Origin of the sequence: Calothrix sp. NIES-3974 (assembly GCF_002368395.1) — a bacterium.
Classification (GTDB): Bacteria; Cyanobacteriota; Cyanobacteriia; order Cyanobacteriales; family Nostocaceae; genus NIES-3974.
This window is the reverse complement of sequence record NZ_AP018254.1, coordinates 5,020,790-5,039,776: the sequence shown is the minus strand read 5'-3', so window position 1 is coordinate 5,039,776 and position 18,987 is coordinate 5,020,790. Positions and strand designations below refer to the sequence as shown.

Below are 18,987 nucleotides of genomic sequence, written 5' to 3'. Positions count from 1 at the left end.
ATAGCAGTTATTGACCCTGTTTTCTTCACAAAAGTTGACTATTTATCGATTAATTACTATCGTAACTCTATGAAAAAAAATCGAGGTGCAAAGAAGAAATTATTATCCGAAAAGTGATTGCCTGGAAAGGTTTGAGCCAAAATATTTACCTGAATTATCTTCAATTTTGGGTAAAGTTTAATTGCAAAAATAAAATTGTCTCCTGGGGAATGCTAATCTAATAATTGAAGCTACAAGAAAAGCTTCCCTGGCAGATGCCAACAGCACAATTAGTCAAAAAAGAGGTAAAGACGCTGTTTATATTATCATCTGTCTCGCAAAACCGAAAAAACAGCAACACCCAACTCGAAAGCTGACATTTCCCCACCTAGTGAAATCAGGGGGCGCTGTCACTGGTTCACCTCCGCATAGGCGCGAATGATTCCTAGATGACATCCCTGGCTATAATTGATAAGTAAGGGGAAATAACTCGCGAACTAGTAGTGCTTGGGTGTTGCTGTTTTTTTTCAGTAAAGATAACCCCACTCACCCCAATTTGGTATAAGCTGGAACCAAGTTATATCAAAAAATCAGATAGTTGAACGCGCCCTATGTCAATCATTGCGCTGCGTGCGTGGTACATTCAGGATTATGAGCCGATTTCGGAACTAGAGAAACGTCCTCCGGATATGCGGTTGAGTAAAAAAAGTTTACTCCGTTCTGCTTTGCGGGCGGATTTTTTAGAAGATAGTGAGGTGATTAAAAACTCAACTTGGTTTGGACGCTATTTGGAAGGGGAGACGATTGAGTTTTATGTTGAGGGTAGTGGTGGGTACTGTGTTGCCAATATAGACTTGATTAGTCACGAAATCTATTTTACGAAGCAGTCATTGCTGTCCCAGTTAGAACCAACGATTTTTTTGAGTTGGCAAAACGAGTTTCCCGAAGCAACGGAAGCCTTGCGAGAAGCTTTACAAACTAGTTTAGAAAAATTGAATACGCGATCGCGCACTCCTCTGGAATTGCTAGAGTCTTTGCGACCCAAGGAATCTCCACTACGCTTAAATCGCACAATGTTAAGAAAAATTCGCAAAAGTTTATTGTTTATTGCGGATGTGACACCAATCACAAGTGTTGCGGTGGGAGATGGACTAGAGATGATACCCAGTCCCAATGTGTGTGTGGAAATTGGTTATGCCTTGCAAAGTAAGCGCAGTGAACAAGTTTTGATTGCCCAAATGCAGCGTCAGGAAATATCTGGGGGGTTTCCCTTTGATTTACCACCTACCCAAATTTTGCAATATCGAGATGACAAAGAACTCAATAAAATCCTGCTAGCAACCCTACAAAATCAATTGATGCGGTTTAAATTGCTGTAAAATGACCTGTCAGTGACGGGAATAGGGAGTGATAGGAGCATGTATAATCATTTTCTCCTCCTGCATCCCTAAATTGATCAGTTATAAAGTAAAAGGGTATTAGCTGTGTTAGTCCACTACGTGTATTTTGATTAATTACACTTTGCACGGCTAATTAGGTGAGCTTGTTGTTCCAATAGCTAATCCCGGATTTCTCACAAATGTCTCCAACTTCTAGGTAATAGGGAGTAGGGAATAGAAAGAAAATTAATCCATTACTTAACGCTTACCGTTCACTTGTGAAAAATGTAGGTAATGCTTGAAGAGACGTAGCAATGCCACACCTTTAACTGTCACCCGTTAACAGTCAACAGTCAACAAACCAAAAGGGAAATATGTTTGCGTGCCAACTATAGTAATCCTATATTACCACTAATAAAATTTAGTTGCTGATAATTGCTTAATTGCAGCCAGGAATACAAACTTATGTAAATCTATCTTACAGCAGATTTATTTGAGTCAAATCTAGATAAAAGTTAAAGACGAAACGACACAAACCATTACTCAAGCAATTAACTGGAAACTAAATAAAAATTTAATTTGTAATTGGAATCGATAAGTATAAATATATAAAGAGATAGATTTTAATTCAACTATATATTCTATTAAAATTGAACGGTAGAATAAATATCTAAGACTATCTTCGATTTCCACTTTTTTCATGCAGCAGGGTTCATCAGAAGCGAGGGTAATGATTAATCCAATTTAGATTGGAGAAGCCATTACTCAATCTAGCTTTTTGATTGTCGGTAAATTTTGACAATTCCTAGAACTTACACACCCATAGTGAATAAATCTGGTTTTGAGATTACCTATCGAGGTCATGATGGCATCAAAAGATTGTCAGTGGGTAATTCAGAAAGGAGATCAACTCATGAACTGGTGTGGAACTAGTTGTTGCGCTGGTATAAATGCGCTAATCAGGCTGAAATGTTAAATATTAAACGTGTGCGCTTGCACAAATTGCTCTATTTTGGTGATCAATATTCTCCAGAATTGACTTGGCCAAAACACATAGTAACAACAGCAAGTTTATTTGCGATTTTTGTTGGTGGTGTGGTGCTGTTGAGTTGGTGTTTCCAGTTGCAAACTCTCAGTATCGGCTTTTTGAGTGTACAACCAGTCATGAATATAGGTACGGCATTATGCTTGATTATGGCAGGGTTATCCCTGTGCTTACTAAGGCGAGGTAAATTTAGGAATAAGGCCAAACCACCAGATAAACTGCGGCGAAATATAGCCTATGGATTGGCTTTGATGGTGAATGTGTTGGGAATAGTCACCTTAATTGAAGTCTTGTTAGGGGACATTTCTGGAATTCATCACCTATATCCCCCACCTTGGCGAACTTCCCTTCAGTATATGACCAGTTTAGGGTGGAGTGCGTCCCTGGGTTTTACCTTAGTGGGAAGGGCATTAATGTTTTTAAGCTTTCCGAAAACGAAACGTAGTTATTGGTATGCCCAGGTTTTGGCCTTAATAGCTCTAGTAATTGCGCTGCAAGCGGTAGTGGGATATGCCTACGCCGTAGAAATCAGGTTTTTTGCGCAAACAATGTCTGTTTTGACCGCATTTGGATTTGCGGCTTTATGTGCAGGGATATTAGCCAGCAGTTATGAATATGGATTGATGCGGTTAGTTACCAGTAACAGCTATAGTGGCTGGTTAGCGCGACGCTTGCTAGGGATGGCAGTTGTGATTCCCCTGTTATTAGGTTGGGTGATTTTACAGGGACACCGAGCTGGTGTTTATGATCCGGGATATGCTCTAGCTTTATTTGCTATTTTATTAATAGTCACCTTTACAATTTTAATTTGGCAAAGTGCAGCCAGTGTAGAATATTTACGTCGTCAATGCGATCGCGCCTATACCGCTCTGAAAAATAATGAAGCGAAACTACGGGGTTTATTTGAAGCCAATGTCATCGGCATTGTAGTGACAGATTTACAAGGGAATATTCGCAAAGTTAACGATGAATGCTTGAAGGTGTTAGGGTATTCCCGTGGGGATGTGTTTTCGGGGCGCATTTCCTGGCAGCAAATTACACCACCTGAATATGCAGACTTGGATCGGCAAAAGATTCAGGAAGCGACCATGACGGGAGTTTGTAAACCCTATGAAAAAGAGTATTTTCGCCCAGATGGTAGTCGTGTACCCGTTTTAGTCGGGTATACATTTATCGGTGAAAGCCGTGAGGAATTAGTCGCATTTGTTTTAGATTTAAGTCAGCAAAAAGCTGCCCGTCACGAGCGTAAGCAGGTAGAAGCGACCCTACGTCAAGTGGAGCAAAAATTTTGGTTAGCGGTAGAACATATTCCCGATGTATTTGTGATTTATGATGCCCAACGACGTTGGCAATTTGTCAACCAAGAAGGATTGCGGGTGACAGGGAAAAGCCGTAGTGAACTAATTGGTCATACCGATGAGGAGATTTTTAGTTCAGAGGTGACGGATACCTATTTAAATGCTTTAATTCGTGCCCAACAAACTGGCGATTTGCAAACAACAGAAGCAAAAATCATTAATCCCCAGGGAGAGGAATTTACCCATCACATCAAATTTGTGCCCATTCTCAACGAGAATGGGCAACTGGGACAAATACTTGCATTCCACCACGACATTACCGCCAGTAAACAGGTAGAAATGACCCTGCGCAATCAACATCAATGGCAGGAAGAATTATTGAATTTAATGCCCACACCCCTATTGCTAGTGGAACCAGGTACGGCGAAGGTGACTTTTGCCAACCGAGCAGCCGATGGATTAGCTGGAGGTAAATTTCCCCTGGGTAGACCGGCAGCGGAATACCATACCATATTTTACTGTACCGATGGTCAGGGCAACCGGATTCCCGATGAAAAAATGCCAGGGGTACTATTAGCACGGGGACATAAGCTCGATGGCTATCAAATGGACTGGCATACAACGGCGGGTATTCGTTCCCTGTTGATATATGGGGATACCCTACCAGCCATGTATGGTCATCAGGCTACGGGAGTAATGATTTACCAGGATATCAGTCAACTCAAACAGGCGGAAAAAGGTTTATCGTTGGGGTATAAGCGGTTACAGTTACTGTTTTCCACCGCCAGTGATTTGCTCTCGAATCAGCATCCATCGGACTTATTGGACTCGGTATTTGCCAAGTTATCAGAGCAAATAGGGTTAGACATCTACGTCAATTATTTATTTCGGGAAGCAGAGCAACAATTGCAGTTAGCATCCTACACAGGGGTGGAACCGGAACTAATTGCTACGGTGGAGACCTTAAAGGTGGGTGAGGGGATTTGTGGTCTAGTTGCGCAAGAACACAGTCAAATGGCCTTAGAAGATGTACTGCAATCAGAGGAACCACGTACCGCCGGTATTCGTCGGTTGGGAGTGAATGCCTTTGCCAGTTACCCATTGTTAGTTCAGGGACGCTTAATGGGAACCTTGGGATTTGGTAGTCGGCAACGTCATCGCTTTAGCCAAAACGAACTGGGGATGATGCAAGCAGTTTGTGACCAAATTGCGATCGCTTTAGAACGGACCCATTTAGTGGAATCATTGCAAAGCCAGACCGAGCAGTTGCAAGCAGCGAATCGGATGAAAGACGAATTTTTAGCCGTGATTTCCCACGAATTGCGATCGCCATTGAATGCCATATTGGGATGGTCACAGTTACTGCTATCCCGTCCCCAAATTGATCTACAAAAGCAAACCCAGGGATTAGCCATTATTGAACGTAATGCAAGGGTTCAAAAACAACTCATTGAAGACCTGTTGGATATTTCCCGGATTATTCGCGGTAAACTTCGCCTCAAAACCGATATTTGTAACCTGATTCCCATTGTACAAACAGCCGTTGATACGGTGCGTCTAGCAGCAGAGGCCAAAGAAATTGACCTGAAACTGCGAATCGACGACACCAATCCAGCTGCCTTCGTCATTATCGGTGATAGCGATCGCTTGCAACAAGTTACCTGGAACTTACTTACCAATGCAATTAAATTTACCCCAATGGGGGGATGCGTCGAAATTATATTAAGTGCAAAGGAACTAGATACTCCAGAGGGTTCTCCTAGCAGTGTGCAAATACAAGTCCGTGATACAGGAATTGGCATCAGTCCAGAATTTATCCCTTACGTCTTCGACCGATTTCGTCAAGCCGACAGTTCCAGCACCCGTCATCATGGAGGGATGGGTTTAGGATTGGCAATCGTCCGTCACCTGGTGGAACTTCACGGGGGAACGGTGGAAGTAGACAGTGCTGGTGAAGGTGCAGGGGCTTGTTTTACAGTTAGTTTACCCCTTCTCGCCCGTCGTCAGCAAAAACAAGAACAAGCCCACTTACATTTTTGCGAATTACCCCAACCATCAGCCCCATTATCCCTATCCATCCCTAGTTTAGAGGGGATTCATGTTTTGGTGGTTGAGGATGAAGTTGACACCAGAGAATTTGTCGCCGCAATTTTACAAAACTACGACGCGATCGTCACCACAGCCTCATCGGTGGTCGAAGCATTGACATTGGTACAGGAATCACCCCCCGACGTATTAATTAGCGACATTGGGATGCCAGAAGAAGATGGCTACTCGCTCATCCGTAAAATCCGTAATTTATCACCCCAGAATGGTGGACAGGTTCCGGCTGCCGCATTAACCGCCTATAGTCAGTTAGAAGACCGAATGCGTATTTTACAATCGGGTTATCAATTACACATCCCTAAACCAGTAGAAGCCGCCGAACTGGTGACAATTGTCGCCAGTTTAGCAAATCGTAGGTTATCTTGAATCAGCTACCGACAGCAAGTCGATAGATAGATTCATGAAAACACCAAAAAACATTTACAGTCACCTGACAGCCAAGGAAAGGGTATATTTATCATTGCCGGTACAATTTTTGTGGCAACAAAATCTGCTACAGGGGGAGATTTTGGACTTTGGTTGTGGTTTCGGCAATGATGTCAAACTATTACAAAAAAAAGGCTTGAAAATTACAGGCTATGACCGCTATTATTTTCCGGAAAAGCCACAAACTAAATTTGATACGATTATTTGTATATATGTATTAAACGTCTTGTTGCCAGAGGAACAATCCCAAGTTTTAATGGATGTATCCTACTTATTGAAACCTGGTGGGAAGGCATATTTTGTAGTCAGGAGAGATATCAAAAAAGAGGGATTTCGGCAACATTATATTCATCAAAAACCAACCTATCAGTGTATCGTCAAACTACCGTTTAAATCGATTAAATTAGAACCGAATTATTACGAAATTTACGAATACACCCACTATAATTACCAGCGCCATTCTCATAATCAATGTATATTTTGCCGTCCCCATACAAACCTGACTATTGTTACAGAATCAGCAACCGCCTATGCCATCCTCGATGCATATCCAGTTAGTAGGGGACATGTTTTAGTTATACCTAAACGCCATGTGCAAAATTATTTTGAATTACCAACAAAAGAACAAGCGGCTTGTTGGTTAATGGTGAATAAAGTCCAAGAAATACTAACACAGGAATGGCAAGCAGATGGCTTTAACATTGGTATGAATATCAATCGGGTTGCAGGACAACATGTGATGCACGCGAGTATCCACGTCATTCCTCGCTATCGCGGTGATGTCAAGGGTAAAAAAAGTGGAATTCGTTGTGTAATTCCCAAATAATTTATTTAGGTTTATTGAGGTTTTGTGAACAAATTCTTTTAGTTTGGGTTGGAAACAGGAAACATTTTGATTTAACCCTTTCAATTCCAGTTTTTACAGTCAAATTATCTGCAACCCAACTTCTCATCAATAATTTGTTCACTTCATACAGCAGTCCGAGCGAGATTTGTGAAATCTTAGATCCTGGATTTCTCACGAGTAAGTTGTAAGCCTTGAGTAACGGATTGATTTTCTGACTACTCCCTACTCCCTATTCCCTGTGGGTTTTAGGGTTTTGTGATAAATGCGGGAGATGTGGGGTTGTTAACAGTCACCAGTCATCAGCCAACGACATGGGATGTTTCGCGACTTAAATAGTATTGCTGTATCTCTAAAATATTTTGAGGTCAAGCATTTTAGATAACATCAATTTATCCATATAAATGCTACAGTTTCAATATTAAAATATTTCTATTATTCTTTAGACCTATTGATAATCAATTCGTAGTCCACCACACTAACTATGATGGATAAATCATAGGTATATTTGATTAGAATGCATCTCAAAACTATGATTTTAGAGATGACCCGTCGGGTCGTCTCTACTACTCACGATTTACAACTCACTGACCACTTATAATCAGGATAGCTATGATGCAACAATGGTTAGTTCCGATTGCGATTATTTTACTGGGAATAATTACTGGTTTTGTGGTGGAGAAATATATTATCGATAAATATATTGAATCTCTTCCTAACGAATTTATAGACAATCCAGAAAATCAACAGATTAATCAAAGCGATACACCAGATAATACTCAAGCTGAAAATAATGAGCAAGTTAATATTGCTCTGAATGACCAAAAATATCTCACTATCAAGGAAATATTATTACACGCATTTAATAATATTACATTTATTTGGTTTTCCATCGCTGGTTGCTTTATTGCTTCAACCGTTGCAGAAATACCGGATGATATTTATCATAGCCTGCACACAATTTTGGTTGTTGCTTTTCTTTTTTCCCTAACTATTTTTGTGGCGAGACTGACCAGCGACTTTGTGACATTAATTGGTCAAAGGACTCAGATTATTTCCGCTTCCATTATCTCCAATTTGACCCGTGTCACGGTTTTTATTTTTGGTATTCTCATTATCCTGCAAACCGTTGGAGTCAAAATTACACCGATTCTGACGACTTTAGGGGTTGGTGGTTTAGCAATTGCTTTAGCTGTACAAGACACCCTTTCTAATTTATTTGCAGGACTATATTTAATTTTATCCCAACAATTTAAAACTGGAGATTATGTCAAACTAGAAACTGGTCAAGAAGGTTATGTGATTGATATAAATTGGCGTACAACCACCATTAAAGATGTGTCTAATTACATAACTATTATTCCTAATTCTAAATTATCTTCCGTCATCTTTACCAACTGCCATTTACCTGTGAAGGATGTTATTTTACAGGTTGATGTTGGGGTAGGTTATAATAGTAATTTGGAGCATGTCGAGCAAATCACAGTCGAAGTCGCCAAGCAAGTGATGGCGGAAGTCGCTCCGGAAATTACAGAAAAAGAGCCTTTTATGCGCTATCATACATTTGCTGATTCGAGCATCAATTTTACAGTTTTCCTACGGATTAATGAATTCTTAGACCGACGACTGGCTAAACATTTATTTATTAAGAAGTTACATCAACGTTACCAAGAAGAAAATATCGAAATTCCTAATCCCAGCAGAGATATTTATATTAAACCCCACGTGGATGAAAACTCTAAAATTTACCCCACTTTTCCCCAGTCTGACAGGAGTTCACAGTAAATATAAATCCTACATTTTGACCAACTCTCTCGCTGACAAATAGGGAGTGGGGAGTAGAGACGACCCACCGGGTCGTCTCCAGGGGAGTAGGGAGTGGGAATGAGTTATTTTTTGCTTGGTTGTATCCGTGATGATACCATTTCACGAAAATATTGATACATATTTAGGGCTTGCTGAAAAATAGTGAAGACCTGTACAGACGCGACATGTCGCGTCTGTACCGACTCCCTATTCCCTATCCTCACAGAAAAATACTTTTTCCGCAGACCCTGATTACCCAAGGGGATTCAAACACTTCCATTTCCATCCACCGTTACCCGTTAATCATAAAGTAATGTAAACAGATTGCAACTATCTCCCATTCAACGCGAAGTCGTTGTAAGTTGGAAAATGCAACAGTCATATCTTAGTCCGGATTGGGCTTTATCAAGATTATTCATGAGCATTTCGACTTCGGTGCTGAGTGAATTGTTAGCAAAATTACCCTACCTGCGACCCCAGCTTTATTTTAAAGCCTCCTTAACAGCACTTTCCCATGCGATGGAAGACCAGGTTCTTGCGGCAACACTTGACGCACCCCTTGTGATTGCGAGTTTTCAACGGGAAAGGTTTTACCGTCAAGAGGCACATCGGTATGAACGTCTGGCACAGATTAGTAATCAAATATACGTTTTGTCTGCCCCGGAGACAGACTTTGCTAACAGTTCTGATTTCTATGAAAAAGTAGCTTTTGAGGCGGATGATGCCCTATGTCATGAGTGGCATTTGGTTGTAATTGCCCAGAATTACGCTACCTGTTTAGTGTGTATAGAGTATCCAAAGTCACAATCATCTTCCCGAAAAACGGAATTAAATCCGGGGTTGGATATGGATACAGCACGACGTTTTGAGGGTATTTGGACATCGGAGCGGGGTGTGAGCTTAACGGCTGCGGATTTGTTGCTGAAGCGGGTTTTAGTTTATCGTCCAGAGTTAGCTACCAAAGTACAAGAGGTGAGAGACCGGTTAGGGATTGGCATTACCAGGGGAATAGGCGATGTTAACTGGAATGGGGGAGAATACGCTTGTGATATCGATACAGACCCCTTTGTCCAGCGTTTAGTCACCTATTTACAAGCGAGCCAATATAAACTGCACAAAGCTTACCGTTCGATTGCGGGACAAGCAAGGAAAGAGCAATTAATTAATTCCATTAGTAATGCAATTAGGCGATCGCTCAATCCCCAGGATGTATTAAAAATTGCCACACAGCAGTTGGGAGAACACTTAGGGGCTTGTCGTTGTTTAATTTACCGTGCCCAGGGTAATGACAGCGAAATCGTGATTGAGCATGAGTTTTTAGGGAGTGGGGTTCCATCGGTACTGGGAGAGAAATGGCAACTACATAATAATCCTCTGTTTCAAGAAGTAGTTTGTCAAAGTCAGGGAATCTGTATTGCTGACACCATGAACGACAGTCGGGTGACAACTTCACCGACCATCTGGAAAATCATCGAAAAATTAGGGATTCGTTCCTGGTTGATTGAACCATTGTTATTTCAGGGGCGGTTATTGGGGATAATAGAACTACACTATTGTGGAAATTCCCCCCACATTTGGCAAACAGGGGAAATCGATATTGTGAATGCGATCGCAACCCAAGTTGGTGTGGCTTTGATTCAAGCCGAATCCTTTGCTAACCTGGAGGATTTAAACCAGCAATTAGAAGCTCTTGACCGTACCCGTAGCAACCTAATTGCTATCACTGGTCACGAATTGCGCACTCCCCTATCGACTATTCAAGTTTGTCTGGAAAGTTTAGCCAGCGAACCGGATATGCCTTTAGAATTACGCCAAGTCATGTTAAGCACAGCCTTGGAGGACTCGGAACGGATGCGCAAACTCGTTCAGGATTTTCTTACCCTTTCTAACCTGGAAAGCGGTAGAATTGAATGGCATCCGGAAGTGTTGATATTACAGGAATGTGTCGATTTGGCCTTGAGTCGAGTCCGTGCAAGATTTGCTCAGGAAGAACTACCGCAAATCACTAGTCGCATTGATGAAACTTTCCCCCTGGTTCGCGCTGACGGGGATTGGTTAGTGGAAGTTATCGCGAAAATCGTTGATAATGCCTGCAAATTCACACCCAGTAATGGCAAAATTACGATTACAGCCCAAAACCGCGACTCCCAAACCATCGAAGTCATCATTGCCGATACAGGTCGAGGTATTGAACCTAACCGTTTAGAAGTCGTATTTGATCGATTTTACCAAGAAGAAGGGGCGCTTCGGCGGACAGCAGGGGGAACAGGTATTGGTTTGGCAATTTGCCGACAAATTGTCAAAGGTTGGGGTGGAGAAATTTGGGCAGAATCACGGGGTAAAAACAAAGGTAGTAAGTTCCATTTTACAATTCCCGTGGTTGAATCCCCATCTCCATCAATCCCAGCGAAAAAAACTAGGAGCAGAATTGGATAAATTGCTCAAATGGTATATTTGTCGTTTTAAACAGACACGACATTTTGCGTCTCTCCCGATTCCCTACTCCCTTTAGAGACGACCCGACCGGTCGTTTCTACTCCCAAAAAACAAGCTTGTTAAGTATTAAAATCGACTTTTAAAACATACTCTTAATTTTATGCAAACAATATCAACTTCTATGCAAACAATATCAACCGAATTCCTGTTCAATAATCCGCCAACTAACAGCCGTAATTCCCGGTTCTAAACTTAAACGACTTACCATTTGTTCCAAAAACTCATCATTCCGTTCCTGGGTTAATAAATCTGCTTCCACCTCCACATTATCTGAATCTTCCACGTCCTCACTATTGAGAGAACGCAATTTCAGGGTATTTGTGGTGCTGACCGCTTGAAGTAACAAAGCCCGAACTTTAGCTTCTTCTTTACCATGACAAGTGACAGAACAACGATAACATAATTCGATTTCCGTACCTTGCAGAGGTTGCTGATTAATACGATATCCTAAAGGACGTAAAAGAATATTTGCCACTAGCACTGCTGCTGCACCCATGACTGCTTCTGGAAATAACCCAGAACCAGATAAACAACCGACAGCAGCTGCACACCATAAACTTGCAGCTGTATTTAATCCCCGCACTGTTAGACCCTCGCGGAGAATTACACCCCCTCCTAAAAAACCAATCCCAGAAACTACTTGAGCAGCTAAACGGGTGGGACTAGAATCCCCTGGAGTAAGTGCAGACAACATCACGAATAGGGAAGCTCCTATACAGACTAGGGTGTTAGTTCGTAGTCCTGCCATACGTTGTCGCCATTGTCTTTCTAATCCAATGGCTGAACCAAGGGTAAATGCCACAAATAAGCGGATTGCAAAGTCTTGCCAAGTCATGGGGATATTCGTGTGTAGGATTTGCGAGAGATTCCAGATATCAAGATTCGGAGAAAATAATTAAATAATCATTAAATAATCACTGGTGATTTTCACAAATTTTTGATAATTACTAAACCTTATCCCTTTTTGGTTAAGCAAAGGTTATCTCTCAGAAATCTAACTGAATTTTTAAGGTTGTTTAAAAAGTTATTTTTAATACTTGAATTATCGTTTTTGGGAATGGAAAGAGACGCGACATGTCGCGTCTGTACGGCAATAGGGAGAGACGCGACATGTCGCATCCTTACTCTCGAAGGAAAAATCAGCTTTATAACCCCCTGTCCAGAGTCAGGATAATAGTCAAAATAGTGATAATTAATACTTGACGAACATCCTCTGAGATTTATTGGCTACTCCTTTGTCAATAGAGTGAGTAGGGGGTGGGGAAAAACCACTTTCATTGGTTCTGCTGTAATCAGCGATCGCTGTAATTACCGCATCTAACAGCATGGCTGATTTAGACACTTGGTTAGCGACACTCAAAACTTAAAATCAAGAAGGTGCAATCTTCCCATACAATCCTGAAATGCGTCGAGACTCAATCTTTTATCAACTATTCCAGCAATCCCCCAGTTTACTGTTTGAACTACTGACAAATCCCCCAGACAACGCAGACAAATATCGCTTTGATTCCGTAGCAGTTAAAGAACCAAAATTTGAAATTGATGGCGTATTTTTACCTCCGGAAACTGAAAATCCCGGAGTTGTTTATTTCTGTGAGGTACAGTTTCAAAAGGATGAAAGACTCTATGAAAGAGTATTTGCCGAATCCTGGTTATATTTCTACCGCAATCGGGAGAGATTTAGTAATCTGCACATAGTCATCATCTATCCATCCCGCAGTTTGGAGCAAAGTGATATTCTTCCCTACCAAAGTCAACTCAACAGTCCCCAAGTCACTCGCATTTATCTAGACGAGTTAGGTGATATTCGCTCTTTACCTCTATGGGTAGCATTAATGGTGTTAACCACCATCGAAGATGAACAAGCAACAGAAGAAGCAAGGTATTTACTGACCAGGACTCAACAGGAAGCACCAGCACCCGAAAATCGCGCCATAATAGAATTACTGACAACCATCATGGTGTACAAGTTTGAAAATAAAAGTCAACGGGAGGTAGAACAGATGTTGGGAATTACCCTCAAGGAAACACGGGTATATCAGGAGATTAAGGAAGAGGGAAGGGAAGAAGGAAGAGAAGAAGGAAGAGAAGAAGGGGAAAAATCCCTGGTTTTGCGTCAATTAACCAAAAAGCTGGGAGAATTACCCCAAGAAGTGCGATCGCAAGTTGAATCTCTCTCCCTGGAACAATTGGAAAATCTGGGGGAAGCGCTGCTTGATTTTAGCAGCATGGCTGATTTCGATGCTTGGTTAGCTGCACTCAAAGCTTAAAATCAAGACTGACAACCATCATGGTGTACAAGTTTGAAAATAAAAGTCAACGGGAGGTAGAACAGATGTTGGGAATTACCCTCAAGGAAACACGGGTATATCAGGAGATTAAGGAAGAGGGAAGGGAAGAAGGAAGAGAAGAATGAGAAAAATCCCTGGTTTTGCGTCTATTAACCAAAAAGCTGGGAGAATTACCCCAAGAAGTGCGATCGCAAGTGGAATCTCTCTCCCTGGAACAGTTGGAAAATCTGGGGGAAGCGCTGCTTGATTTTAACAGCATGGCTGATTTCGATGCTTGGTTAGCGACACTTAAAGCTTAAAATCAATTAGTTTTTTCCAGGTAAGGACTTGTCAGTTTATCTAACTGTTGAGTCAGTAAACTTAAGAACAATCCTACATCAGTAACAACCCCAACTGATTCGACGGAACCTCTGTCGCTTAATTTGGTGACAACGGCAGGATTGATGTCCACGCAAACCATTTTCACTCCTGCTGGGGTCATATTACCAACACCAATGGAATGCAACATACTGGATAGCATAAGTATCATTTCTGCACCGCGAATATGTTGGGCGTATTCGGTTTGGGCTTTAATTAAATCCATTTGGGTGTCGGGTAAGGGACCATCATCGCGAATTGAACCAGCTAGGACGAAGGGGACATGATTTTTTACACATTCATACATGATCCCACTGGTAATTACCCCTGCTTCCACCGCTTGGGCGATGCTACCATAACGGCGAATGGTGTTAATTACCTTCAGGTGGTGTCGGTGTCCTCCACGAACGGCAACACCCCGCTTCATGTCCACACCCAGGGATGTTCCCATTATTGACTGTTCCATATCGTGAACAGCGATCGCATTTCCACCTAGTAAAGCTTGAACGTATCCTTCTCGAATTAGTCTCGCTAGATGTTCACCCCCACCGGTATGGATAACCACTGGACCAGCCGAGACAATTACTTTACCACCTGCATCCCGAATTTTACGGAGTTCCCAGGCAACCTGTTCCACAATCAATTCGACTCGACGTTCGCTAGAAACACCAGCTGACATAAAGCTAAATTCTTCGGAGTTACGTTTCTCGCGGGATTCGGGTTTCCGGATTGTGCGAATTCCTAACACGTCTACCACTACCTGTTCGCCAATTTCCAAATCCCGTAATAACTTACAACGGGCAGTAATGCCATCAGGGGTTTGTTTAATGGCGATCGCTCCATCCATGCGTTGATTTTCGACTTTGACCCACACACCGTTAATTCTAACTTCGGTAGGATAAATCGTCGTCACGTAGAAATCATCCGGTGCAACCCCATCTTTGGTCACGGGTTCTAATTTGGCATCCCGTTCATCTTCTGGTAAGTCTACCGCACCTAAATCAATCAGATGGGAAATAATTTCCTCCATCACTTGGTGAGATGGTGCAGAAACTCTCACCTCAGCTGTAGAGGTACTCTGACGTTGTTCCCCTAAATTAAAATTCAGGACTTGGAAACTACCACCATTGTCAACAATTAAATCTAAAGCTCGATTAATTATACCTGCGTCTAGTAGGTGTCCTCGCATTTGGATTACCCGACTTTCTACGTAGACACTGGCATGTACCTGTTCATCAATTGGTTCGGTGACACGTAGCGTTAGACACTTAGCCGCACCTCCAGCCTTGAGGAACTCCGTTAGGGGTGTTTCAATCACTTGAAAACCGACGGCATTTAATTTTGCTCGCAAATCGTCTGATGCCTTATTCATCACCACGATTTCTTCAATATTGACCGCATTACAAGCAAAATTGACCGCATCTGCTTCAGCGATCGCAATCCGTTTTTCCGGTGGGACACGCATTTCAATTAAGCGGTTAGAATAGGAGTCAAACGCACCGGGGTAATAAATCAAATAGCCATTTGCTAAGGGACAAAAACAGGTATCGAGATGGTAGAATCGCTCATCAATTAGCCGCAGCGACAAAACTTCAATATCTAACCATTTCGCTAAGTAGGGGTGGGAATCGAGTTCGGAACGAAATCCATATCCAGCCCATAACCAACGTCCAGCCCGATCGAGTAGGGCATCACCCGCACCTTCAAAGGGTAAATCCTTGGGTAAATTGTAGACCGTAAATCCATTTTGTTCAAACCATTCCTGGAAATACGGTTCCTCCCCCTGTCGTTCTTTGTGTAAAAAACGACTTAAAACCACATTTGTCCCCAATACCAATCCCGCATTGGCGGTAAAAACCATATCTGGCCAACCTTTTTGCGGAGGTACTAAATCAACAGTCGCATGGTCTTTCAGCACCTGGTATAACTTTTGCCACTGTTCCACTGCGCGATCACGGGAGGATTTATGAATATTCCCTTCCATCCACGGATTAATCACATAATCCACATCATAGTGGTCAGGGGGACACATTAAAAAACGAATATCAGAAGCCATAAAAAAACTCGCACTCATCGAGATGCCATCAGCCTGGATTTGAAACTGACCCTTGAGTCGCTTCGTTTATCAGCATACCCCATTGATTACTTTGGGTTAGCCGTTAACTGTTAACTGTCAACTAGATTCTTGCTTAGTCAGCAGCACTCAAGGGTTCCAATGCCTATTTTATTACTGCTACACCGGGAATAGTCCAGTATCTTGAAAGGGAGTAGGGAGTAGGGGGTAATTAGGGCTTACGAACAAATCGTAAAGATGCGATATATTGCGTCTCTATATCTTGTAAGCTTTGGAGGGTATTTTAGTTGCCAAAAGCGTAAAAAATAAACCTACATTGAAGCTCAAAAAATCTTAGTTCTGGTGTCAGCCTTACATGACGACTATTCCCTATTTCCTACAGAATCAACATTGAATTTGCAAACGTCGCTCAATGGCATTCAAAAAGCGATCGCTCATTTGCTCTAAACTAACCTCTACCAACACTTGCTCCTCAACGGTAGTTATCCGCAAACCCCTATCCCCAGTCGTTACACGACCTAATTGTTGCCAGAACCCAGCCAAATTGGTACTTAAAAACTCCTCCCACACCCCTTGATATTCCTCCTTCACAGCCACAATAATTCTTGCTCCCCCCTCAGCAAATAATACCTCATCAGTGCGATCGCCTAGTGACTCCGCAGGAGTATTGCCATCTCTACCCAACCCAGGTAAATTAATCTCCGCACCCCAGTTTCCAGTAATACATGACTCTGCCAAGGCCACAGCCAAACCACCCTCAGCACTATCATGGGCTGTAGTAATCCAACCTTGACGAATTCCTGTCCGACAGGCTGACTGTACCCGTCGTTCCAGGTCAAAATCAATGCGGGGAGGTTTTCCGGCAACCGTTTGATGAATCACAGCTAAATACTCAGACCCACCTAAAGTTGGTTGGGCCATGGTCTCCCCATTAAGTTTATTTACTGACACCCCCAGCAAATAAATTACATCCCCCATGTTTTGCCAACCCTGTCCACAGATATATTCTAAATCAGGAATTAACCCCACCATCCCCACTACGGGTGTGGGATAAATCGGTTGGGGATTTCCCTGGGAATCAAGGGTTTCGTTATATAAAGAAACATTTCCACCCGTTACCGGAGTTTCCATCTCTCGACAAGCTTCTGCCAAACCTTCACAAGCTTTAGCTAACTGCCAATATCCAATCGGTTTTTCCGGACTGCCAAAATTTAAATTATCAGTCACAGCAATCGGTTCCGCTCCCACGCAGGATAAATTCCGTGCTGCTTCTACAACCACAGCCTTCGCACCTTCGTAGGGGTCTAAATATACATAACGGGAATTACAATCTACTGTGGCTGCAACCCCCCTTGTATGACTTACTCCTCCTGTGGTTATACCACCTTCCAGAGGACGAACCCGTATAACTGCCGCATCCCCACCCCCCGGTAACATCACCGTGTTATTTTGCACCTGGTGGTCGTATTGACGGTAAACCCAGCGCTTAGAAGCAATGGTGGGGGTGTCCAAAAGAGTTAAAAGTATATCTGACCAGGTATGGAATGTACCGTTAACTTCTATTCCCTGACTAGAACAAGGCGGCAAACACCGAGAATCCCATTGCCAAGCAGTTTGTGCGTACTCAGGCGGTTCTGCCAACACCTCCCGATAGTAGAGAGGTGTATTTTCTGACAAAGCCGTTGCCGGAATCTCGGCGGCAATCTCCCCTTGAAACCAAATCCTCACAATCGGCTCATCAATCACTCTCCCCGCGACAACTGCGTGTAAACCCCAACGCTGGAAAATATCAATTAACTCCTGTTCCCGTCCCTCCTGGGCTACAAACAACATTCTTTCCTGGGATTCCGATAATAAGTACTCGTAGGGAACCATCTCCGTTTCCCGTGCCGGAACTTTGTCTAAGTCAAAATCAATACCAACTCCGCCCTTGGCAGCCATTTCTGCCGTAGAACAAGTAATACCCGCAGCCCCCATATCCTGAGCTGCCACCACTGCTCCGGTTTTAAAAGCCTCCAAACAAGCTTCAATCAGGGATTTTTCCAGAAACGGGTCTCCCACCTGTACTGCGGGACGGTCATCAATGGAAGCATCCGAAAGTTCCGCACTAGCAAAGCTTGCACCCCCCATCCCATCCCGTCCGGTTGTTGAACCCACGTACAGTACCGGATTACCGATTCCCGATGCTCCTGATTTGACGATTTCCGGGGTTTCCATTAATCCCAGTGCCATCACATTTACCAAGGGATTTCCTGAATAAGCTGGGTCAAAATATACCTCTCCTCCCACCGTAGGTACACCAACACAGTTGCCGTAGTGACTAATACCAGCCACCACCCCTTGAAATAATCTTTGGGTTTTCCTATCCTCCAGGGAACCAAACCGCAGGGAATTCAAACAAGCAATGGGACGCGCACCCATTGTAAAAATATCCCGGAGAATACCTCCCACACCCGTTGCAGCACCTTGGAAAGGTTCAACCGCACTGGGGTGATTATGGGATTCAATTTTAAAGGCGAGTTTTTGTCCATTACCGATATCCACCACACCCGCATTTTCCCCCGGTCCAACTAGGATGTATTTTCCAGTGGTAGGGAATTGTTTGAGTAAAGGACGGGAATTTTTATAGCAACAGTGTTCCGACCACATTACCCCAAACATCCCCAATTCCGCTTTGTTGGGGTGTCTTCCCAAGCGGTTGACAATATCTGCATATTCTTCAGGTTTAATCCCCTCCGCAGCGATTTGTTCCGGGGTAAAGGGGGAATTGGATGGGATAGTCATAGCTGTTGTCATGCACCAAGGGGACAGAATCCCATTTTATCGAGTTAGGTGCATTTGTTGTAGGAGATAGGACTCCTAATTTGATTTTTGAAAAAATAATTT

The 18,987-nt window shown here is 42.8% G+C and carries 10 protein-coding genes and 1 pseudogene; 7 read left to right on the top strand and 4 right to left on the bottom strand.

The genetic code is table 11. The features are described 5' to 3' along the window. The first annotated feature begins 590 nt into the window (after positions 1 to 590). From CDC37_RS20190 to CDC37_RS20165, 5 genes are all read left to right on the top strand, one after another. Complete coding sequence (locus CDC37_RS20190; protein ID WP_096624527.1) at positions 591 to 1,358, top strand: hypothetical protein; 768 nt, start codon at positions 591 to 593, stop codon at positions 1,356 to 1,358. A gap of 969 nt (positions 1,359 to 2,327) precedes the next feature. After that, positions 2,328 to 6,173, top strand: a complete 3,846-nt coding sequence (locus CDC37_RS20185; RefSeq protein WP_096624525.1) for a PAS domain S-box protein — start codon at positions 2,328 to 2,330, stop codon at positions 6,171 to 6,173. A 34-nt stretch (positions 6,174 to 6,207) separates the two neighbouring features. After that, entirely contained in the window at positions 6,208 to 7,059 is an 852-nt protein-coding gene (locus tag CDC37_RS20180) for a bifunctional class I SAM-dependent methyltransferase/HIT family protein (RefSeq protein WP_096624523.1), read from the top strand. 630 nt (positions 7,060 to 7,689) lie between these two features. Then, positions 7,690 to 8,862 carry a mechanosensitive ion channel family protein gene (locus tag CDC37_RS20170; RefSeq protein WP_231943125.1) on the top strand — a complete coding sequence of 391 codons (1,173 nt, stop codon included), beginning with the start codon at positions 7,690 to 7,692 and terminating at the stop codon, positions 8,860 to 8,862. A gap of 438 nt (positions 8,863 to 9,300) precedes the next feature. Beyond that, on the top strand, positions 9,301 to 11,319 hold the full coding sequence (locus CDC37_RS20165; protein WP_096624517.1) for a DICT sensory domain-containing protein: 2,019 nt from the start codon (positions 9,301 to 9,303) through the stop codon (positions 11,317 to 11,319). Between the two features lie 193 nt (positions 11,320 to 11,512). Here CDC37_RS20165 and CDC37_RS20160 read toward each other — a convergent pair whose 3' ends face one another. Both CDC37_RS20160 and CDC37_RS24540 read right to left on the bottom strand, forming a co-directional pair. Further along, a complete protein-coding gene (locus CDC37_RS20160; protein ID WP_096624515.1) occupies positions 11,513 to 12,214 on the bottom strand; it encodes an MgtC/SapB family protein in 702 nt (233 codons plus the stop codon). Positions 12,215 to 12,571: 357 nt separating this feature from the next. After that, complete coding sequence (locus CDC37_RS24540) at positions 12,572 to 12,739, bottom strand: hypothetical protein (RefSeq protein WP_157780799.1); 168 nt, start codon at positions 12,737 to 12,739, stop codon at positions 12,572 to 12,574. Positions 12,740 to 12,782: 43 nt separating this feature from the next. Here CDC37_RS24540 and CDC37_RS20155 point away from each other — a divergent pair, with 43 nt between their 5' ends. Together CDC37_RS20155 and CDC37_RS20150 are read left to right on the top strand one after the other, a co-directional pair. After that, the gene (locus CDC37_RS20155) at positions 12,783 to 13,649 is read left to right on the top strand and encodes an Rpn family recombination-promoting nuclease/putative transposase (protein ID WP_096624513.1); all 867 of its coding nucleotides are present in this window, start codon (positions 12,783 to 12,785) and stop codon (positions 13,647 to 13,649) included. An 8-nt stretch (positions 13,650 to 13,657) separates the two neighbouring features. Continuing rightward, positions 13,658 to 13,969 (top strand): annotated as a pseudogene (locus CDC37_RS20150) (DUF4351 domain-containing protein); the annotation flags it as partial. A gap of 2 nt (positions 13,970 to 13,971) precedes the next feature. Here CDC37_RS20150 and argZ read toward each other — a convergent pair. Beyond that, on the bottom strand, positions 13,972 to 16,083 hold the full coding sequence (gene argZ / locus CDC37_RS20145) for a bifunctional arginine dihydrolase/ornithine cyclodeaminase (protein WP_096626461.1): 2,112 nt from the start codon (positions 16,081 to 16,083) through the stop codon (positions 13,972 to 13,974). A gap of 402 nt (positions 16,084 to 16,485) precedes the next feature. Further along, positions 16,486 to 18,885, bottom strand: a complete 2,400-nt coding sequence (purL, locus tag CDC37_RS20140; RefSeq protein WP_096626459.1) for a phosphoribosylformylglycinamidine synthase subunit PurL — start codon at positions 18,883 to 18,885, stop codon at positions 16,486 to 16,488. Between the last annotated feature and the right edge of the window lie 102 nt (positions 18,886 to 18,987).